Source organism: Leucobacter insecticola (assembly GCF_011382965.1).
Lineage (GTDB): Bacteria > Actinomycetota > Actinomycetes > Actinomycetales > Microbacteriaceae > Leucobacter > Leucobacter insecticola.
Window position 1 is genome coordinate 1,021,766 of the sequence record NZ_CP049934.1, and the last position, 19,638, is coordinate 1,041,403.

Genomic DNA, 19,638 nt, shown 5'->3' on the forward strand with positions numbered 1-19,638 from the left:
GGGGCATGGGGGCCCGCACCTGTGACGATTAGGTATATGTGGCAGCGAAATGGGCTACCAATTCCTGGGCGACCCAGAAGACCTACGTGTTGCGGCCGGAGGACGGAGCGCAGAGCATTCGTTTGAAGGTCTTTGTGTCGAAGCCTGGGTACACGACGGCTCCTGGCTGGTCGGTTTCCGTTCAGGTAGCCGGAGTTTTCGCACCGAGGGTGCCTGTTATCGCTGGGATTGCTGAGCCGGGCAAGACGCTGACGGCGACTCCTGGGATGTGGGGTCCGGCCCCGGTCACGATGACGTATCAGTGGCGAGTGGATAATGTGCCAGTTTCTGGCGCGACGGGTGCGACGTATGTGGTGAAGCCTGTTGATCTGGGGAAAACGATTACAGTGGTTGCTACCGCCAAGAAGACGGGGTACGTTGCAGCGACGAGCACAAGTGCTGGTCGGGTGGTGACGTTGCCGTTGCAGGCTGGATCGCCCAAGATTCTTGGTTCGTTGACTGTTGGTTCGACGTTGACGGCGGATGCTGGGGTTTGGGGTCCTGCCCGGTTGACATTGCGTATATGTGGCAGCGGAACGGGTTGCCGATTCCGGGCGAGACGCAGCAGACGTATGTGGTGAAGCCTGAGGATGCGTTGCAGGATATTCGGTTGAAGGTGTTTGTGTCGAAGCCTGGGTACACGACGACTCCTGGCTGGTCGGATTCTGCGCGAGTTGCAGGGGTGTTGATTCCTCAGACGCCTTCTGTGACTGGACCCGCTGAACCGGGAAAGACGTTGAATGCGCAGCCTGGCGCGTGGGGTCCGGCCCCGGTCACGATGTCGTATCAGTGGCGAGTTGACGGGGTGGCAATCTCTGGGGCGGTCGGGTCAAGCTATGTGGTGAAGCCCGCTGATCTGGGCAGGACAATCACGGTTACTGTTACCGGTAAGAAGGCAGGCTACGCGACTCAGAGTGGGGTTTCCGCTGGTCGGGTGGTGACGTTGCCGTTGCAGGCTGGATCGCCCAAGATTCTTGGTTCGTTGACTGTTGGTTCGACGTTGACGGCGGATGCTGGGGTTTGGGGTCCTGCCCCGGTTGACATTGCGTATATGTGGCAGCGGAACGGGTTGCCGATTCCGGGCGAGACGCAGCAGACGTATGTGGTGAAGCCTGAGGATGCGTTGCAGGATATTCGGTTGAAGGTGTTTGTGTCGAAGCCTGGGTACACGACGACTCCTGGCTGGTCGGATTCTGCGCGAGTTGCAGGGGTGTTGATTCCTCAGACGCCTTCTGTGACTGGACCCGCTGAACCGGGAAAGACGTTGAATGCGCAGCCTGGCGCGTGGGGTCCGGCCCCGGTCACGATGTCGTATCAGTGGCGAGTTGACGGGGTGGCAATCTCTGGGGCGGTCGGGTCAAGCTATGTGGTGAAGCCCGCTGATCTGGGCAGGACAATCACGGTTACTGTTACCGGTAAGAAGGCAGGCTACGCGACTCAGAGTGGGGTTTCCGCTGGTCGGGTGGTGACGTTGCCGTTGCAGGCTGGATCGCCCAAGATTCTTGGTTCGTTGACTGTTGGTTCGACGTTGACGGCGGATGCTGGGGTTTGGGGTCCTGCCCCGGTTGACATTGCGTATATGTGGCAGCGGAACGGGTTGCCGATTCCGGGCGAGACGCAGCAGACGTATGTGGTGAAGCCTGAGGATGCGTTGCAGGATATTCGGTTGAAGGTGTTTGTGTCGAAGCCTGGGTACACGACGACTCCTGGCTGGTCGGATTCTGCGCGAGTTGCAGGGGTGTTGATTCCTCAGACGCCTTCTGTGACTGGACCCGCTGAACCGGGAAAGACGTTGAATGCGCAGCCTGGCGCGTGGGGTCCGGCCCCGGTCACGATGTCGTATCAGTGGCGAGTTGACGGGGTGGCAATCTCTGGGCGGTCGGGTCAAGCTATGTGGTGAAGCCCGCTGATCTGGGCAGGACAATCACGGTTACTGTTACCGGTAAGAAGGCAGGCTACGCGACTCAGAGTGGGGTTTCCGCTGGTCGGGTGGTGACGTTGCCGTTGCAGGCTGGATCGCCCAAGATTCTTGGTTCGTTGACTGTTGGTTCGACGTTGACGGCGGATGCTGGGGTTTGGGGTCCTGCCCCGGTTGACATTGCGTATATGTGGCAGCGGAACGGGTTGCCGATTCCGGGCGAGACGCAGCAGACGTATGTGGTGAAGCCTGAGGATGCGTTGCAGGATATTCGGTTGAAGGTGTTTGTGTCGAAGCCTGGGTACACGACGACTCCTGGCTGGTCGGATTCTGCGCGAGTTGCAGGGGTGTCGGATGCTGCTCTGCGGGGAGATGCCGGTGAGGATCGCGGCTCGGTCGATGTAGTTCCCTAGCTCACATAACGCACTGCCATACAGCGGTACCGGAGTAGGATTGTGTGAGGTGTAAACCGACGAATCCTCCGTAGCCCGGAGAGTAAGGACCAAACTCGATGTCTGACTTCATTCCTGCCGCAAAGCCGATCATTGGTGACGAGGAGCGGGAGGCTGTCGACCGGGTGCTTCGATCCGGGATGATCGCGCAGGGCCCCGAGGTGGCCGCATTCGAGCGGGAGTTTGCTGAACATTTTGTTGGCGGTCGCGAGTCCGTCGCTGTGAACTCCGGCACGAGTGGTCAGCACCTCGGCCTGCTCGCAGCTGGCGTCGGTCCCGGTGACGAGGTGATTGTGCCCTCGTTCACCTTTGCCGCGACAGGTAACTCGGTCGCTCTGACAGGCGCGACTCCGGTATTCGTGGACATCGAGCCCAACTATTTCACCCTCGATCCCGAGGCCGTGCGGGCGGCAATTACGCCGCGCACGAAGGGGATCATGCCCGTGCACCTGTACGGTCACCCGTTCCTTGTCGACCAGATCGAAGCGATTGCAAACGAACACGGTCTGGCGATCTATGAGGATGCGGCGCAGGCCCACGGAGCGAGCTGGAAGGGTCGCCGGGCTGGAACCTTCGGCGACTTCGCGATGTTCAGCCTCTATCCGACGAAAAACATGACCTCTGGTGAGGGCGGCATGGTGTCGTGCGCCACCGCTGAGATCGCCCGCAACATGCGACTTCTGCGTAACCAGGGCATGGAGAAGCAGTACGAGAACGAGGTTATCGGGTTTAATACCCGAATGACTGACATCCACGCCGCCATCGGCCGCGTGCAGTTGACCAAAGTGGATGCCTGGACCGCCCAGCGCCAGCGCAATGCTGCGGCTCTGAACGCTGGTCTCGGCGAGCTCGCGGGCGTGCAGATCCCGCTGGTCGCGGATGAGGCAGTGCACGTGTACCACCAGTACACGGTGCGGCTCGACGCCGGCGAGCGAGATCGGATCCACGTCGCCCTGCGCGAGGAGCACAACATTGGCTCGGGCGTCTACTACCCGATCCCTAACCATCGACTGCTCCCTCTCGCAAAGTTTGCGCCCGGTCTTGATTTGCCCGAAACTGAGCGGGCGGCGCGTGAAGTTCTTTCGCTGCCGGTGCACCCCTCCCTCGGGGAAGGCGACATCGAACGGATCGTCGCTGCCGTGGCAGCGACACTCAGGGCCGGCGCGTAACCGCCCGCGGCGACGATGAAGGCAATCTGGGAGACACTCCGAGCGCTCCTGCCCCTGCTGCCCGCGGGGGCCAGGCGCTATTTCTTCGGTTACATTATCGCTACGAGTTCGATTACGGCTCTTGACGCCATCGCGATGGCGTTGCTCGCCGTCATCATCGGTCCTGCGATGACCGGCGGCACCCTGAGGGTCCCCATCATCGGCGAAATCGATATGGCGTTTGCGCCGCTCATGGCGCTCGTCGCCCTGCTATCCATCATTCTCAAGTCGTTGCTCTCTGTGGTGTTGCACTGGTTCGCAACTCGGCGGTTTGCGAAGTTCGAGCAAGAGATTGGCGATCGTCTGTTCGCCGCGTACATCAATTCGAGCTGGGAAGAACGCTCGAAGCGAACCGTCGCTGAAATCACGCGTATTGCAGATGCGGGGATCGCCAACACGATGGCGGGCTTCATCTTGCCGATCGCGCGTGTGCCCAGCGCCTTTTTTACCTTCGTGTTGGTGCTCGCCGTGCTGGTGCTTTCGAACCCGCTGGTGTCGCTCATCGCGCTGGTGTATCTTTCGCTCGTTGCCTTGCTGGTGCATCGAGTTGTGACCAGGCGGGCGCTTGAAGCCGGTGAAGTGAACCTGATGTTCAGCTACAGGGTGGCGAACCTCATGACTGAGATGCTTGACGCGCTGAAAGAGCTGAGCTTGCGAAACCGCCTGGGCGAGGTCGCAAACTTGGTTTCGACGAATCGTGCACGTGCCGTCCGCGCGCGAGCCAACGGCTCGTTCCTCGGCATTTTGCCAGGGTTTGCCTACGAGACCGCGCTTATCGGCGGCGTCATCTTGATCGGTGTCGCTTCTTTCGCGCAGGGGGGCATGCAAGCAGCGTTAGCGTCGATCGCGCTTTTTACTGCCACCGGGTTTCGGTTGATCCCGGCACTCACCGGGATGCAGGGCGGGCTCGTGCAGGGCTCGGCATCGATTCCTGCGGCTCGCGACGTGATTGGCGACCTGACCGCCACAGAGAGCGCGATGAAGTCTTCCGCGCCGCCGATGGATACCGCAGTGCTCGCGGAGTCACCACGCCGGCTCAGCCTGGATCAGGTCAAGTTTCGGTATCCCAACGCTACGGCCGACGTGATTCGCGGTATGTCGCTCGATATTCCGTTGGGCAGCTCGGTCGGTATTGTTGGCCCCTCTGGCGCTGGCAAATCCACGTTGATTGATATCATCCTCGGGCTGAGCCAGCCCTCCAATGGAACGATCACGCTCGATGGCGAACCCCTCAGCTCGGTCCTGCAGCAGTGGCGCGGCCGTGTCGGGTATGTGCCGCAACGGGTTGCACTCTTTGACGGTACGATCGCACAGAATGTTGCGCTCACCTGGGGTGACGATATCGATCGAGATCGCGTCATGAATGCCCTCGAGCGCGCCCAGCTGGGCGCCTTGGTTGCGGAGCGCGCCGGAGGCATCGACGAACGTATTGGGGAGCGTGGGGTGTCGTTGTCGGGCGGACAGCAGCAGCGTCTCGGCATTGCGAGGGCGCTTTACACTGACCCGCTGGTGCTGGTGCTCGATGAGGCAACAAGTTCCCTTGACACCAAGACCGAAGACGAAGTAACCAAATCGATTCGGAGCCTGCAGGGCGAAGTCACCCTCATTTCGGTGGCCCACCGGCTATCGACGATCAAGGATTACGACCAGGTCTGTTACCTCGATGACGGCGTGATCGCCGCGCACGGCACCTTCGCGCAGCTTGCCCGCCAGCATCCCGCGTTTGCCGAACAGGTGGCTCTCGCGGGCCTCGCGGGCGAACTCGAGTGATCTCGTCGCTCTTATCGGCGACGTGAGATGCCGTAGCCGGCAAACAGCGTGCGAAAGGGCGCCTGGCTGTGAAGTGCTCGAAGCGGGTTCTTCGGCAGGAGTGTCTGTGCGGAAAGGTAGCGGAGCCGGGCCGTCAGCGCGGCCGTGATGAGTTCGGGGGTTGTCTGTGCAGAGAGAAGTTCGTCGAGGACCCTGCGATCCGCGAGTGAGAGAAGCGGCAACGCGCCAGGGGCGAGTGAGAGAAGCCGATCAGAGAGGTCACACAGTTCTTGCCGGTTTGCGTGCAGGAGTGCGGCGGTCGTAGAACGCGACAGGACCGCATCAAAGAAGTGGATCCTGATGAGCTTCGTGATGATGGCGATACGAGAACTTGCTCCGGCAGTCTGAAACCACGGCTGTGCCTCAAGCTCGTCAAGAAATGCGAAATCCTCGGCGATCGGGCGAGGCCCAGAGGTGACGCGGTCTTCGGCGTCGTCGTTGATGATGTACGCGGGGCCCGCGAGGTCATACGCGAGCTGGGAACCCTGGTACCACAGGGTCAGCGAATACACGAGATCCTCGCCCGAGCCCACCCCCTCGGTAAGTCTGAGTTCGCCGAATCGCCGGCGATCGATGAGCCCGAGCGGGGCGCTGCGGTAGGCAAGGCGATCTTTGCGTGCGTCGAGCCGGCGGGTGCGGGATCCTCGCCTGACCGGTGGGTACGGGTCGGTACGACCATTCGGCAACTGAATGCGCGCTAGCACGGTCGACGCTGAAGTCTTTGATTGCAGTGCGAGCCACGAGTCAATTGCGCCGGGCGCGAGTTCGTCGTCTGATCCCATCACCGAGATAAACGGTGCCTCAGAGTTCGCGAACCCATAGTTCATCGGGCCCGCGGGTGAGGGGATGTCGTCCCAGAGCTCAAGAAGTCGAAGCTGCGGGTGATCCGCGTAGCTGCCGAGATTCACGCGAATAATCTCCGGGTCGATATTGTGTGCGACTACGTTGACCCGGACCGGGGCTATGGTGTGCTCGAGCACCGAGGCGACGGCACGCTTGATCGGGCGTGAAGCAGAGTGGACTGCGATCGTCACGTCGACGCTGGGGTTGAACATGCGTTGAGGTCTCTTTCTGAGGGACGAGGGTGGGCGTGCCGCTGCGGTCTATGCAACCATGTCGCGCATAGTACGCCTTGGGCCTTGGCGGTGCAGTGTGAGGAGCGGGTTTCTGGTGAGGATCGAATCGATGCCTCCCAGCCAGCGCGCCTTGAGGAGCTGAAGCACCTCTTCCGCATCGCCCTCGGGGCTAAGCACCGCGTCTATTGCTGCGCGGTCACGGCGGGAAAGCACCGAGAGAGCTCCGGGAGCCGCCGCGCGGATCTGAGATACAAGGTCAGCGAACGCGGCACGGTGGGCATCGAGCCCGCCGTCTGCGGTGAGGCGTGCAAGTACCGCATCAAAGAAGTGCAGACGGAAGACTTTCGCGCCAAAGACTCGGCGTTCCCTGCGACTCAACCTGCGATACCAGTCGCTTGCGATGATCGTGTCGAGAAATGCGAAGTCCTCCTGCAACGTCCGCAGCGTCGCGGTCACACGGTCTGCCGCGTCACTCCCAAAGGTGTAGGCGGGGCCGTGGCGATCGTAGGCGATCGCTGCTCGGCTGAAGGCAAGCCGGGCAGAGACATCGAGGTCCTCGCCCGAGTGCAGCCCAGGCGTATACCTGAGTGCCGGGAATCGAGAGCGGGAGATAAGCCCAACGGGTTCAGAGCGGTATGCCAGACGATCTTTCACCGCGTGGAGCTTCAGCGTGCGGTCTGGTCGGGTGGGGGGCAGCGGATCAGGAATGTCGGACCCCTGGCGCTCAATACGGGCCAAGACGACGTCGGAGCCGCTGGAGGTGGCGACACTGAGCCATGAGTCGAGAGCCCCCGGCTGAAGCCAGTCGTCTGAATCGAGCAAACATACGTATGCTGCGGTGGCGCGATCGAGCCCGTGATTGCGCGGTCCTGCAGGCGAGGGCACCCCGTCATCGAGATGCAACGTTTCGACGGCTTCGTGACCGGCATACTCGCCGAGGGAGAGCGAGATGCCCGCTGGATCCGTATTGTGCGCGACGACCAGCACGCGTGCCCGAGCCGAATTATGCGCGAGCACCGATTCGACGGCGCGGCGCACCGGCCGGGTGGGAGAGTGCACCGGAATAATCACATCGATATCTGCGGGCGTCATCTCAACGATTCTACGTGAGAAGTGCCGCTCCCCGGGCTGCGATGCGGCGGCCAGCTCGTGGCTATTTCCGAATCCAGTGGTTCAGCAGCGCCTCAGCGCTGGCGCGGCCGGAATGCACTCGCGCAACAAACGCGGGACCCGCGGCTGCGGTGCGACGCCCCCGTTCTGGATCAGCAGCGAGGTCTGCAATGACCTCGCGGAGCGTGTCCGCGGTTGCCTCGACAATGGGAAGTGACACACCAAAGTCCTGTTCCACGCGCTCGCGCACCATCGGGAGCACGTGCCCGACGACGACGCGGCCGGCGGCCATCGCCTCGCAGGCGGCAACTCCGTAGGATCCCAGACGGAACTGATCAAGCACGATGTCGGCTGCGGCGTACGCGCCAGGCATACTGCTCCAGGCGACGCCCTCGAGCGCGCGATACTCTGCAGCGCCCGATTCGATGAGCGGCGCGAGCGCGGGGGCAATATAGTGGCTCCCCTTTTGCACTGGGATGCTCGCCGAGTGAATGATCCGCACAGGGCCACCGGCGAATGCCGGGGCACCGGTCGCAAAGACGGCCGGATCGATCACCACCGGGCACCACTCGGCCCAGGGAACGTCGGCGATCAGATCGGGGGTTGACACGAAGGTGGGACGCCGCATCTCGGTGAGAAGCTGAATGCTCGCGCTTGACTCACGGAGCAGATCAGCCGTTCGCGGATCCTCCGGGTACGGTGACCACGGGGTGAGTTTCGCGTGGTGCGATGGATCCCGCACGTCTGTGCCGTGGCTGAGATAAGCCACCGAGACCCCAGCGTCCTCGAGCCCAAGGATCTCCTTGCGAATATCACGGTTGAAGTGCTTACCAAAAACCGGGCGCTGCGCTTCAATCAGTACGTGGGTGAACTGGCGCGCGGCCTGCCACTCTGACGCCGCCCACTCCGCTGATGCGTTGACAACGGCGATGGGTACGCGCGTATCAGCCGGGAACCCAAAGCCACCGGGCAGCACCATCTCGACGTTTCGCGCGCCGATAACCGGGTCGGTCTCTTCGAGCGCGCGCGCCCAGCGGTAGCCCTGCGCGGCATAGTTGGCGGCGGCGATGTAGACGCGGACTGGGGTGGCGGGTACCGATGTTGCATCCACCTTTTGTCCGCCGCCGAGCAGCTTCGCCGAGAGCTGGCCCACGAAGCCGTCGGGATTGTGGGCGGCGGACTCAAACAGCCGGTTGACCCAGCGCGGCATCGAGGAGCGGTGCCTGATCAGCCAATCGACCACCCGTCCGATGGGATCGTTCATCGCTTGGCTCTCCGGGTTTTCGCCACTGACCCCATAACCCGGGTAACCCGGTTCGCGACGGCTCTGAGAGAATGCTCGGCCTCTGTCCATTCGGCAACCGCGCGGCGATCCTCAGCCGATGGCGCTTGCGCGACGAGGTTGCTCATCGCGGCGGCGATCTCTGGCGCGTCGTAGCCGACTGCGAAGCCCGCGGCCACTTGCGCGTTGGCGGTCTCGACGAAGGATCGTGTGGGCCCTGGGCCGGAAAAGATCACGGGACACCCCACCGCGAGTGACGAGTATACCTTTGAGGTAAACGCGTAGTCGTAGCCGCCGCCCGGCAGCAGCGTCGCGAGGCTGGCTGTTGCCCCCGCGAGTTGGGCGCGAAGCTCAGCAGCCGGCACCGGATCTAGAAACTCAACCGAGTCAGTGATCCCCTGGCTGCGGCTCGAGCTTCGAGGGAGGCCCGCTCCGTTCCGTTGCCCACGAAGCGGAGAGTGTACCCCGGATGCTCGGCGAGAAACGCGGCAAAGGCGTCGATGAGGATATCGACCCCGTGCAGACCGGAGTAGGTTCCCGCGTACAAAAATACCGGGGAGATGGCCTCGTCTGAGTAGAAGAACTCCTCCGTATCGGCGCCGAAACCGGTCACGGTGATGGGGGTGTCCACGCCCAGATCCTGAACGCGGCTGACCACCCCATCCGAGATCGTGACGAGATGCGCGGCGCCGCGCATCGCGAAGCGCTCGAGCCACCTCACCACGCGGATCACGAGGCCCGAATCAGTTGAGAATGAGGCCGCATCAGACCAGATATCGGCCGCGTCATATATGTAGGGAATGCGGCGAATCCCACACACCAGTCGGACGATCGCGCCGGTGGTGGGGGTGGCTCAACAAACACAGCGTCGGGCCTGCGCATGAACAGGGCCCGGAATAGCAGGGGCACATCGAAACTCAGATACTGGAAATAACCGCGGACGTAGCCGCCACGATCCCGTAACACCGGAAAAGTGCGGATGCGTTCGCCCTTCGGAGTGAGCGCGGTGCCAGGCTTTGGCATCACGGTGACGACATCGACCGCGTGGCCGGCCCCAATAAGCGAATCTGCTACCGCGCCGAGATAGAAGGAGGCGGCGGCAGGCTCGGGCCTATAAATCCGAGAAATAATCGTGGCTCTCACGCTCAGGCCTCCAAGAAGTGACGCATGAGAACTGAGCGCGAAAACTCGCCGTTGTGCAGGGCGCGCACGAACTCGGGGCCCCGTGATGCTACTGCGCGGTAGTGGTCGCGACGGGTCACGATATCGCGGAGCACGCCCTCGATCGTATCGAGTGTGGTCTCGGGGATGGGGAGGGGGAACCCGGCGTGGCGTTCTACTTCGGAGCGCACCTGCTCGCTGACGTGCGCGAGCACTACCCGGCCGGCGGCCATCGTCTCGCAGGCGGCGACACCGTAGTCACCGACGCGGAACTGATCTAGCACAATATCGGCACCGGCGACCACGGCCGGCATTTCATCGTGCGCGATACCTTCGATCTCCACATATTCGATGAGCCCCTCGTCGTGCAGCTTGCGCGCGATCGGGGCGAGCTCAGTGGTCCCCTTGAGTTTGGGGTTCGTTGGGGCGTGCACGACCCGTGGGCGTTCGCGGGTGAGGAGGGGTGTTTCGTTGCTCCAGTGCTCGGTATCCACGATAACGCCAAGAAAGTTCGCCTGAGGGATGTCTTCCAGTAGCCCGGCTGTCGAGACGAATGTCGGAAGGCCGAGACGCTCAATGAGGCGCAGATTTGCGGCCGCCACCGGCTCGATGACGTCGACGGACTCCCATACGCCGTCGCGAAATTGCGACCAGGGTTCCCGTGCAAGGTGAGCCGAGGGGAGACGCACTTCGTTGCCGTGCGCGATGATGCCCACCTTGAGCCCGCGATCTTGCAGGAGCGCAACCTGGCGCGGGATGTCTCCGCGGTACATTCCGCCGAGAATCGGCATGCACGCCTCGATGAGCACGTGTGTGTAGTTGTCTGCAAGAGCTCGCACCAGTCCCTGCTGCCACTCACGTGAGTGCTCAGCCGTGCGCCAACTGAGAGTGAAAGTACTCGGATAGCCGAGGGGATTGTTGTCTGAGTGCACGTAGTTTTGTGCCGATACGGAACCCGACCGTTCAAGGGCTCGGGCCCATTGATCGCCCTGGCCCGCGTAGTTGACGGGGCCGATGAGCACACGGTGCGTCCTTGCCGTATCTGGGTGCGGGGCCGGGGAGGGAAGACACCCGCCGCGCGATCGACGGCGGTGGCGATCGCATCCTGCAGCCGCTTAGGAGCAGAAGTCCATAGACGCTCAGCGATGGGATGCACTGTCGTCCTCCTCGGGTTGGGTGGGGCGGTAGCCGGATGATCGGGGTTGATCCAGTGGTCAAGGAGAGCACGTGCCGCCAGGCGACCATCGTGGACCTCGCGCACGAACTGAGCACCGGCCGTTTGGCGATCAATCAGGCGTGGATCTTGCGCCAGCGTCCGAATCTCCTGCTCAAGCGTAGCCGGTGTCGCCTCAATAATGGGCAATCTGTGTCCTGTCTCGGTAAGCACTGTCTGGCGTACCTGTTGCGAGATATGGCCCACCACGACGCACCCGGCAGCCATTGCCTCGCATGCCACGACTCCGTAGGCACCAAGCCGAAACTGGTCGAGCACGACATCAGCGTTGCGGAGCACGGCGGGCATCTGCTCGGAGGGGACCCCCTGGATCAACTCAAAACGAATGACGCCCTCGTGGTGTAATCGCTCCATCGTGGGAACGATGAGGTCGGTTCCCTTTACCGCGGCGATCGAGGGAGCATGCACGACACGAAGGGGAGCGCCCGGCTCGCGGGAGGGGCGTTCTCCTTCCCAGCGAGCAAGGTCGACGGCCACCGGACACCAGATCGCTGAGGGCAGATCGACGAGCAGATCCGGGGTAGAGATGAATACCGGGTGCCCGCAGTTGTGAAGGAACTCGATGTTGCGCCGCGCGAGCATCTCGGTGCGTGCTGCGTACACGCTGGGGTCGTGGAAATATGACCACTCGTTGATGTCTCGGTGCCGCGAGGGGAGTCGCACGTCGACACCGTGTGCGAGGTAGGCGAGATCAACGCCCTTCTCGCTGAGCGCGGTGGCTTGCGCTCGCAGCGACCTACCGAAGAGTCTGCCGAACGGGGGTTCCTCGGCTTCAATCAGCACGTGCGTGGCGCGGCTCGCTGCAGCCAGCTGCCGCCGCTGCCAATCGGGGTCATTGTGATAAGTGCCCACGGGGACGACAAGATCGGAATGGAACGAGAACCCGCCCGGCACGTCAACCGCCATGTTGCGTGCTGAGAGGTTTTCGTGCGCGGATTCAAGGGCTGCCGCCCAGGCTCTTCCCTGCCCCGAATAGTTCACCGGGGCAATGAGCACCCTGGTTCCGGCTTCGGCAAAGGAGGTGACTCCGACCGTGCCCCGCGGTGCGGGTCTCCCGAGACGGCGAGCGGCGAGACGTCCGAGGAGGCTGGTGGGGGAGTCCGCGATTCCGTCGATGAGCCTATTCATCCAGCCGGGCAGAGCATGACGGTTCACAGACGGTCCTGCATCGCTGCTCGCCGATTCTCCATACGGGTGATTCTATCGAAATGGCCTGTCGGCAAGGGTCCCAGCTTTCGACACGAAGATGAATCATTAGCCCGCGCCTGAATCTGGCGAGGGTGGAAGCAGGCGGCAGAAAGAGAGAGCACGTAGCCAAACTGAGATTGCACGCCGCAATTGCCCCGTAAGCTATCAGTCATGGATCTTTTGGTTGTAGGCTCAGGCTTCTTTGGACTCACGATCGCGGAACGTGCCGCAAACGACGGAAAACGGGTCGTGGTGATTGACCGCCGCTCGCATATCGGGGGCAACGCGTACTCGGAGGCCGAGCCGGAGACCGGCATCGAGGTGCACCGGTATGGCGCGCACCTCTTCCATACCTCGAACGAGACCGTGTGGGAATATGTCAACCGGTTCACAAGCTTTACGAACTACGAGCACAAGGTGTACTCGAACTTCAAAGGTGAGGTCTATCCCCTGCCGATCAACCTCGGCACCATCAACCAGTTCTTCCGCGCGGCCTATGGGCCCGACGAAGCACGCCGGGTGATCGCAGAGCAGGCAACCGAGTTTGACACCAAGAGCGCGAAGAACCTTGAAGAAAAGGGCATCTCCCTGATCGGGCGCCCCCTCTATGAGGCGTTCATCAAGGACTACACCGAAAAGCAGTGGCAGACCCCCACGACGGAACTGCCCGCCGAGGTCATCAGCCGTCTGCCGGTTCGCTACAACTATGACAATCACTACTTCAACGACACCTACGAGGGTTTGCCCGTTGACGGCTACACCGCATGGCTTGAGAAGATGGCGGATCACCCCAACATTGAGGTTCGGCTGAACACGGATTTCTTTGATGAATCGCAGCCGCTCAACAAGCGTGAGGTCGTTGGCAAGATCCCCGTCGTGTACACGGGCCCGGTTGATCGCTACTTCGATTACGCGAAGGGCGAGCTCGGTTGGCGCACGCTTGATTTCGAGCAGGAGGTCCTGCAGACCGGCGACTTCCAGGGCACCAGCGTGATGAACTACGCGGGATCCGACGTTCCGTACACTCGCATCCACGAGTTCCGCCACTTCCATCCCGAGCGCGAGTATCCGAGCGACAAGACGGTGATCATGCGCGAATTCTCGCGTTTTGCGAGCCGTGACGACGAGCCTTATTATCCAGTGAATACTCCCGAAGACCGGGAGCGTCTGCTGCAGTACCGCGAACTCGCGGAGGCCGAGTCGCAGGTGCTCTTCGGCGGCCGGCTCGGAACCTACCAGTACCTCGACATGCACATGGCGATCGGTTCTGCCCTGTCGATGTATAACAACAAGCTTCAGGAACTGCTCTAGTTCGCGTGTCTTCTGCCGCCCCTCTGACGAAAGCCAACATGCCAAAAATCTCCGTCCTCGTTCCGATCTTCAACGTTGAGAAGTATCTTCGTGAGTGCCTCGATAGCGTTGTCAACCAGACGTTTCGCGATCTTGAAATCATCTGCCTGAACGATGGTTCGACCGATGGCTCTCTCAAGATCATCGAAGAGTACGCGCGCAGAGATTCACGCGTCGTTGTCATCGACAAGGCGAACTCGGGGTATGGCGACTCAATGAACCAGGGTCTTGACCGTGCCACCGGTGATTTCATCGCGATCATCGAGTCCGATGACCGGGCAGAGCTCGACATGCTCGAAAAACTCTACGAGATGGCAGTCGCGAACGACGTCGAGGTCGTAAAGAGTGAGTTCTTCAACTACTACACCAACCCGAAGAAGAAAGGGTTGAACGGGCTGAAGTCCCACCTCATTCGCGATGATGAGGCCGGGCGGGTGATTTACCCTCGCAACAACGTTCACATTTTCTTCCAGCAGCCTTCGATCTGGTCCGCGCTGTACCGACGTGACTTCCTCAACTCGAACGATATTCGTTTCCTCCCGACACCGGGGGCGTCATACCAAGACACGGCGTTTACGTTTAAGGTGTGGGCTGCGGCCTCGCGAGTGTTCTATACCCGTGAGGCATATCTGCACTACCGTCGCGACAGTGAGGGATCTTCAGTCAATGATCCCGGGAAGACTTTCTGCGTTTCGGAAGAGTACTTGGAGATCGAGCGCTATCTTCGTGAGCGCATCTCGGAACCCACTGAGCTTTTGAAGCTGATGCGAATGTGCAAGTGGGGTGGCTACGACTGGAATATTGAGAGGTTGAACCCCACGCTTGCGGCCGACTTCATTCGCCAGGCCTCGAAAGAATACCGTGCTGACTACGAGTCGGGCGTGTTTAACTTTGAGTACTGCGATGCGAGCCGAGTGCGCGAAATCTCTGAGCTCATCCATAACCCCGAGATGATGATCGCCCGTAAAGAGGCAAGCTCGCGTGCGAAGGTCTCCGTGATCTTCCCGGTATACAACGTTGAGCGATTCGTGCGAGCAAGCCTCGAGTCGATCCTTGCTCAGACGCTCACGGAGATTGAAGTCATCGCGATTGATGACGGCTCCACTGACGGCTCAGCGGCGATCGTTGAGGAGTATGCGAAGACCGATCCGCGCATCCGTTTTTTCACTCAGGAGAATCGTGGGCTCTCCGCCGCGCGCAACGTCGGCATCCACCGCTCTCAGGCCGATTACATGGCGTTCCTGGACAGCGATGATACTTTCGACCCCGACGCAATTGAGCGACTCTACACCGCCATGACGGAGCGGGACGTTGAACTTGTGGTTGGTAGCAGCCGTGTCGAGTTCGAGGACGGCTTACGGTCGGCCGTTGAACAGATCGCTGATGAACACTATGTCCGTGCGAAGTTCAACGGCGATGAGAAGGTAACGCCGGAGCTCCTGCGTTGGGTCGATGTACACGTCTGGAACAAACTCTACGATTCCGCCGTTGTGAAAGACAACAATATCTGGTTCCCGGACGGACTGAAGTATGAAGATGCATACTTCTTCAATGCGTATGCCTGGGTTATTTCGCGCAGCCATTTCCTTGATCCGAACAAGCCGATTCACACGTACCTCCGGCGTCATGGCGCAATCATGACGGGAACCTTCGCGGGATCCAATTCTGCGAAGGATCACATCGACATCGCGTTCAAGCTCTTTGAATTCTTGGAACAGCTGGATCTCGGCAAGAAGTACGGACGCTACTACCTTGAATTGCTGGGGCGTCACATCGATCTTGCGATGCGATTTTCGAAGCGCAGCGATCACGAGTCTATCTGGCGTGGGCTCAGGCTCTTCCTTGTGAAGAACCAGAAGGAGCTTTCACGGCTTGACCCGCGGGTCTACGATGACATTGCGCGAAAGGTGCTTCCCGGCTACCTGTACAAACTGCGAAAGGTGCCGGCGTTGCAGAGGATAGTCCTCAAGCTGGGGATGACCGTCCGCGCGGTCATGCGCCGCGTAACGCTCAGGCTGTCGCCGACGGCGCAGACGCAGCGTGGGATCCTTGCGAGGCTCGACGCCATCACCTCGAACCTCCAGCAGGGCCTCGGGGATCAGGCCATGCAGTTGAAGGAGTTGGAGAGCCAGATCGAAGCCCTGTCTCAAGAATCGTCAAGCACGAGGCGCAAGAAGGACTAGCCGACATCGAGCCGGTCGCTCACCCGCCACACGGCCACCGTGAGTTCCGGAACGGCCGCTGCAATGTCGCGCATCAGTTCAAACTCGACCCGATCGGTGGCGCGCTGGTGCTCGGCAGCCTCGGGGCCGCCCGCGAGCGCTGCGAGCCTGGCGAGCGCAAACTCGGCCAGCTGGCCGCGATCCTCGAGCATCTCGTCGCGGATCGCAAGCACGACGAAATCGTCGACCTCGGGCGTCTCCGCGTAGGCGATTGCGGGATCCTCGCCGTCGCGTACGCGGTGTTCCATGATCGTCTGGCGTTCGAGGTGAGCATCAGCCCGCAACTTCAGAAGTCGTTCCGTTGTCAGGATCATGGCTTGCGAATCTGGACGGGGCGAGTCTCGTGCGGAATCGGTACACGTCGCCAAGGAATTTTGGTTGGCTCGGCGTCGAGAGAGGGCAGCTGAAAATCGAAGCGTGATTTCACCGCGATCAAGATGAGCAGCACCCAATTGCCCTCGATCAGCAACCTGCTCTCAGTGAGTGACTGCACGATCAACGCGATCATGACGAGGTACGGCCACAGCGCGCTGGTGGCGTAGGGCAGTGCCGGGCCGTAGCCGCGGCGGGGCGGATCCACCGCACGGAACCACACACGCCACATCGTGAGTACCACGAGCGGGGCAAACGCGAGCACCCCGACGATGCCGAGCTGCAGCCAGACGTCGAGCCACGCGTTGTGGGCGCTCATCACCGGCAACCCGGCCTTTTGGTCAAGGCTCTTGAAGGGCTCGACCCACGGTGCCCAGTAGCTCACCCAGCCCCAGCCGAACCATGGCCGCTGCTCGGCGAGATCGATCACCTTATGCCAGGTCTCGAGGCGCCCGGTCATGTCGCCGCTCTTGCCGAGCAATCCGAAGACGAAATCGCGGGCGAAAACCGTGAGCGCGATGACCGCAGTGATGATCGCGACCGTAGTGACATAGAGCGGCACGCGCCGTTCCGGCCCGAGGCGGCGAGCCCAGAGCGCGATCCCAAGCCCCACGATGACCGCCGCGAGGGCGACCCAGACGGTAGCGCCTCTCGTGAGCAGCAGCGTGGCGATCGACAGCAGCAGCCAGAACCAGCCGCCCACGGGGCGCACGAGGCCCGCTCGGAGTTGGATAGCAAAGACGATAACGCCGAGCAGCGCGAGAAAGCCGAGCAGTACGGAGCTCGCGACGACGCCCTGGATGGGTCCGCCGCTGAAGAGGAGGTCGCGGCTCCAGAACAGAAGTTTGGGAGTCTTTCCCCTTCGGGCGCTTCCAGAAACCAAGGCAGCAGCGGAGCACGAACGAAGATCGCAACCCACAGCTCAAACAAGAGCGACAGCCCGATCAGGTAGCGCAGTGCAGAGCCGAGGGTGCGCAGCACCTCGTGCCAGCTCAGAATGAAGGCGAGCACTACGGCGAGGATCGTGGTGGCGAGTTGAGCGAGCACGCCGAGCACGCTCTCAAAGCGATACTGCGACCAGATGATCGACAGTGCCGCGATCACGAGGAACCAGTAGATCGGGGCGGGCAAGCGGTACCAGCGAAAGCGTTCGGGCTTGAGCCTGATAAACATCACCACGCCCGTTGCCGTCAATGCTGCGGCGAGGATCAAAAACGCAGGCCACCCGACCAGGTTTCTCACGCCGTTGCTTCCGAGCGCGAAAACGAACACGCCGATCGCGTAGGCGCTCACACCCAGTCTCGTCTTGCTTTCCGCCATAGTCGGTATGGTAGAGCATGGCGTGTGTGCGTCTGGATACACTGGCCAAATCTTTCGAGGAGCTGCGTGCTGATCTTCATCGAGAATACTCCGCGTGCGTACGCGTGGGGTCAGGCTGATGCGCTGTCTGATCTGCTGGGAACCCCCGCTACAGGCCAGCCGCAAGCCGAGCTCTGGCTGGGTGCCCACCCCGGTCACCCGGCTGCGGTGACGCAGGCATCGTCGAGCATGCAGACCCTGATCGATCTCATCGAGAGTGATCCTGAACGCTATGGCTTTGACGGTGCGCGGGTGCCATTTCTGCTGAAGGTGCTTGCGATCGGCGCGCCCCTTTCTCTGCAGGTGCACCCTGATAGTGCGCAGGCGGCTGCGGGATTTGCTGCTGAAGAGGCCGCGGGCGTGTCGCCAGACGCTCGCGAACGAAACTACGGTGATCCACACCACAAGCCCGAGTTGCTTGTTGCTCTCAGTGAGGTGTCGGCTCTGAGCGGGTTTCGTTCTCTGAGTGCGGCGCGGAGGGATCTCCAAGCATTCGCCTCGGTTACCCGGGGCAAGCATGCGGTCGCGCTCGCGAGCGTCGCTGAACGGCTCTCTCGTGGCGAGGCGGCTGCGGCGCGCCGTGACTTCCTGGACTGGGTGTTCAGCGGGGATCCGGTGGTCGCGGAAGCGCTTGATGCGCTCGCCGCAGTCGCTACGAGTGCGGCTGAAGACCCGGAGCTGGAGTCACACGGTGAACTGGATCCTGACCGGCTGAGTGTGTTGCGGACCCTATCCGAGACCCATCCGGGGGATCCTGGCATCCTCGTTTCGCTTCTTTTGCATTTCGTGCGGCTTGCCCCGGGGGACGCGATCTTCCTCCAAGCGCGGCAGTTGCACGCCTACGTCGGCGGGATCGCGGTCGAGGTGATGGCCTCTTCCGACAATGTGTTGCGCGCGGGTCTCACCGAGAAATATGTCGATGTGCCTGAACTCTGTCGCATCGTCGACACCTGTGAGCTTTCCGAGCCGCGCTTTCCGCACGAGCCGCTAGCGCCCGGGCTTGTTGTCTGGCGACCGCCGGTACCTGATTTCCAGCTCATGCGGGCGCGGCTGTGCGAAGAGGAAAATGAGCGGAAGTCTCGCGACCGTGCGCCCGCGGTGTCTGTGGCGGCGGATCATCCCCTTGTGCTGGTGGTGACCGAAGGGCGGGTGAGGGTCGAGCGTCAGGCGGACCTCGCCGAGGTCGCGAGTGTTCGGCGCGGGCAGTCGCTTTACGTCTCAGCCGGTGAGCCGATCAGTCTCACCGGTGAGGGCGAGGCGTTCATTGCGACGGTCGGCGAAGCCCTCTCGAATAACCATCACATCCGTGGAGAAAATCTTTAGAGACCGCTATTTTGTTTATATGACTGCGAATACGGGGTCTAAAAATACATTTCAGACACACCAGCGCGTCAATGACCCTCAAGCGACGCTTGAGGGTTTACACTCTCTGGCTTGACTTGAGCGAATCACAACGGTGTAATTGTCACTATCGCCGTGCAGATGGTGCACAGCTTGGGAAAAGTTAGGAGTGATCGGTGCGCGATTCCTCACACACTCCCGTTCCTGGTAATTGGTTCGTTGATCCCGTCTTCCTCGGTGTTCCCGGAGTGCGTAAGCCTGAGGACGAAGCGCTCTCCTGGCAGACGGACGCGCTGTGTGCGCAGACGGATCCCGAGGCATTTTTTCCGGAGAAGGGCGGATCCACTCGCGATGCGAAGCGGATCTGTGATGGCTGCGAGGTTCGTTCAGAGTGCCTTGAGTATGCACTCGAGAACGACGAACGTTTTGGTATTTGGGGAGGCCTCTCCGAGCGCGAGCGCCGGCGCCTCCGTCGAGAGGCGATGTAGCGATTCCCCTGCGGTTTCCCGGCATGGCC

At 61.5% G+C, this 19,638-nt stretch carries 18 protein-coding genes; 10 read left to right on the top strand and 8 right to left on the bottom strand.

Annotated elements, in window-relative coordinates; all coding sequences use genetic code 11:
* Positions 1-38 precede the first annotated feature (38 nt).
* From G7067_RS04705 to G7067_RS04725, 5 genes are all read left to right on the top strand, one after another.
* The gene (locus G7067_RS04705) at positions 39-620 is read left to right on the top strand and encodes a hypothetical protein (protein WP_166322350.1); all 582 of its coding nucleotides are present in this window, start codon (positions 39-41) and stop codon (positions 618-620) included.
* On the top strand, positions 563-1,939 hold the full coding sequence (locus tag G7067_RS04710; RefSeq protein ID WP_166322352.1) for a hypothetical protein: 1,377 nt from the start codon (positions 563-565) through the stop codon (positions 1,937-1,939). Before G7067_RS04705 ends, G7067_RS04710 begins: the two co-directional genes overlap by 58 nt.
* A complete protein-coding gene (locus G7067_RS04715; RefSeq protein ID WP_166322354.1) occupies positions 1,933-2,370 on the top strand; it encodes a hypothetical protein in 438 nt (145 codons plus the stop codon). Before G7067_RS04710 ends, G7067_RS04715 begins: the two co-directional genes overlap by 7 nt.
* 98 nt (positions 2,371-2,468) lie before the next feature.
* Positions 2,469-3,578, top strand: a complete 1,110-nt coding sequence (locus tag G7067_RS04720) for a DegT/DnrJ/EryC1/StrS family aminotransferase (protein ID WP_166322356.1) — start codon at positions 2,469-2,471, stop codon at positions 3,576-3,578.
* 15 nt (positions 3,579-3,593) lie between these two features.
* Positions 3,594-5,387 (top strand): ABC transporter ATP-binding protein, encoded by a 1,794-nt coding sequence (locus G7067_RS04725; RefSeq protein WP_166322358.1) that lies wholly within the window; start codon positions 3,594-3,596, stop codon positions 5,385-5,387.
* An 11-nt stretch (positions 5,388-5,398) separates the two neighbouring features.
* On the opposite strand, the gene G7067_RS04730 is transcribed toward G7067_RS04725, so the two are convergent.
* From G7067_RS04730 to G7067_RS14110, 6 genes are all read right to left on the bottom strand, one after another.
* Positions 5,399-6,481 (bottom strand): glycosyltransferase family A protein, encoded by a 1,083-nt coding sequence (locus tag G7067_RS04730; protein ID WP_166322360.1) that lies wholly within the window; start codon positions 6,479-6,481, stop codon positions 5,399-5,401.
* Between the two features lie 48 nt (positions 6,482-6,529).
* Positions 6,530-7,594 carry a glycosyltransferase family 2 protein gene (locus tag G7067_RS04735; protein WP_166322362.1) on the bottom strand — a complete coding sequence of 355 codons (1,065 nt, stop codon included), beginning with the start codon at positions 7,592-7,594 and terminating at the stop codon, positions 6,530-6,532.
* Between the two features lie 61 nt (positions 7,595-7,655).
* Complete coding sequence (locus G7067_RS04740) at positions 7,656-8,876, bottom strand: glycosyltransferase (RefSeq protein WP_166322364.1); 1,221 nt, start codon at positions 8,874-8,876, stop codon at positions 7,656-7,658.
* Complete coding sequence (locus G7067_RS04745) at positions 8,873-9,259, bottom strand: glycosyltransferase family 4 protein (RefSeq protein WP_166322366.1); 387 nt, start codon at positions 9,257-9,259, stop codon at positions 8,873-8,875. The genes G7067_RS04740 and G7067_RS04745 overlap by 4 nt, the downstream gene beginning before the upstream one ends.
* A 5-nt stretch (positions 9,260-9,264) precedes the next feature.
* A complete protein-coding gene (locus G7067_RS04750) occupies positions 9,265-9,714 on the bottom strand; it encodes a glycosyltransferase family 4 protein (protein ID WP_166322368.1) in 450 nt (149 codons plus the stop codon).
* A gap of 325 nt (positions 9,715-10,039) precedes the next feature.
* Positions 10,040-11,077, bottom strand: coding sequence for a glycosyltransferase (locus tag G7067_RS14110; RefSeq protein ID WP_244301258.1), 1,038 nt, complete (start codon positions 11,075-11,077; stop codon positions 10,040-10,042).
* A gap of 170 nt (positions 11,078-11,247) precedes the next feature.
* On the opposite strand from G7067_RS14110, the gene G7067_RS14115 reads away from it, so the two are divergent.
* The 3 genes from G7067_RS14115 to G7067_RS04770 all read left to right on the top strand — a co-directional run bounded on the left by G7067_RS14115 (position 11,248) and on the right by G7067_RS04770 (position 16,010).
* Complete coding sequence (locus G7067_RS14115; RefSeq protein ID WP_244301259.1) at positions 11,248-11,634, top strand: hypothetical protein; 387 nt, start codon at positions 11,248-11,250, stop codon at positions 11,632-11,634.
* A gap of 1,014 nt (positions 11,635-12,648) precedes the next feature.
* Positions 12,649-13,788, top strand: a complete 1,140-nt coding sequence (glf, locus tag G7067_RS04765; protein ID WP_166322374.1) for a UDP-galactopyranose mutase — start codon at positions 12,649-12,651, stop codon at positions 13,786-13,788.
* A 38-nt stretch (positions 13,789-13,826) separates the two neighbouring features.
* Positions 13,827-16,010, top strand: a complete 2,184-nt coding sequence (locus tag G7067_RS04770) for a glycosyltransferase family 2 protein (RefSeq protein ID WP_166322376.1) — start codon at positions 13,827-13,829, stop codon at positions 16,008-16,010.
* Here the strand turns inward: G7067_RS04770 and G7067_RS04775 are convergent.
* Positions 16,007-16,363 (bottom strand): hypothetical protein, encoded by a 357-nt coding sequence (locus tag G7067_RS04775; RefSeq protein ID WP_166322378.1) that lies wholly within the window; start codon positions 16,361-16,363, stop codon positions 16,007-16,009. The genes G7067_RS04770 and G7067_RS04775 overlap by 4 nt on opposite strands.
* Entirely contained in the window at positions 16,360-17,304 is a 945-nt protein-coding gene (locus tag G7067_RS04780; protein ID WP_244301260.1) for an O-antigen ligase family protein, read from the bottom strand. Before G7067_RS04780 ends, G7067_RS04775 begins: the two co-directional genes overlap by 4 nt.
* A 503-nt stretch (positions 17,305-17,807) precedes the next feature.
* Between G7067_RS04780 and manA the strand changes: the two genes are divergently transcribed.
* Both manA and G7067_RS04790 read left to right on the top strand, forming a co-directional pair.
* Complete coding sequence (manA, locus tag G7067_RS04785; RefSeq protein WP_166322380.1) at positions 17,808-19,103, top strand: mannose-6-phosphate isomerase, class I; 1,296 nt, start codon at positions 17,808-17,810, stop codon at positions 19,101-19,103.
* A 266-nt stretch (positions 19,104-19,369) separates the two neighbouring features.
* Positions 19,370-19,609, top strand: a complete 240-nt coding sequence (locus G7067_RS04790; RefSeq protein WP_244301330.1) for a WhiB family transcriptional regulator — start codon at positions 19,370-19,372, stop codon at positions 19,607-19,609.
* Positions 19,610-19,638 lie beyond the last annotated feature (29 nt).

What these genes read in the sequence shown, in the direction of transcription:
- G7067_RS04720 (WP_166322356.1), top strand. Translation starts at nt 2,469, where the DNA reads ATGTCTGACTTCATTCCTGCCGCAAAGCCGATCATTGGTGACGAGGAG.
- G7067_RS04725 (WP_166322358.1), top strand. Translation starts at nt 3,594, where the DNA reads ATGAAGGCAATCTGGGAGACACTCCGAGCGCTCCTGCCCCTGCTGCCC.
- G7067_RS04770 (WP_166322376.1), top strand. Translation starts at nt 13,827, where the DNA reads ATGCCAAAAATCTCCGTCCTCGTTCCGATCTTCAACGTTGAGAAGTAT.
- G7067_RS04735 (WP_166322362.1), bottom strand. Translation starts at nt 7,594, where the DNA reads ATGACGCCCGCAGATATCGATGTGATTATTCCGGTGCACTCTCCCACC.
- G7067_RS04775 (WP_166322378.1), bottom strand. Translation starts at nt 16,363, where the DNA reads ATGATCCTGACAACGGAACGACTTCTGAAGTTGCGGGCTGATGCTCAC.
- G7067_RS14115 (WP_244301259.1), top strand. Translation starts at nt 11,248, where the DNA reads ATGATCGGGGTTGATCCAGTGGTCAAGGAGAGCACGTGCCGCCAGGCG.
- G7067_RS04740 (WP_166322364.1), bottom strand. Translation starts at nt 8,876, where the DNA reads ATGAACGATCCCATCGGACGGGTGGTCGATTGGCTGATCAGGCACCGC.
- G7067_RS04710 (WP_166322352.1), top strand. Translation starts at nt 563, where the DNA reads ATGTGGCAGCGGAACGGGTTGCCGATTCCGGGCGAGACGCAGCAGACG.
- G7067_RS04730 (WP_166322360.1), bottom strand. Translation starts at nt 6,481, where the DNA reads ATGTTCAACCCCAGCGTCGACGTGACGATCGCAGTCCACTCTGCTTCA.
- glf (WP_166322374.1), top strand. Translation starts at nt 12,649, where the DNA reads ATGGATCTTTTGGTTGTAGGCTCAGGCTTCTTTGGACTCACGATCGCG.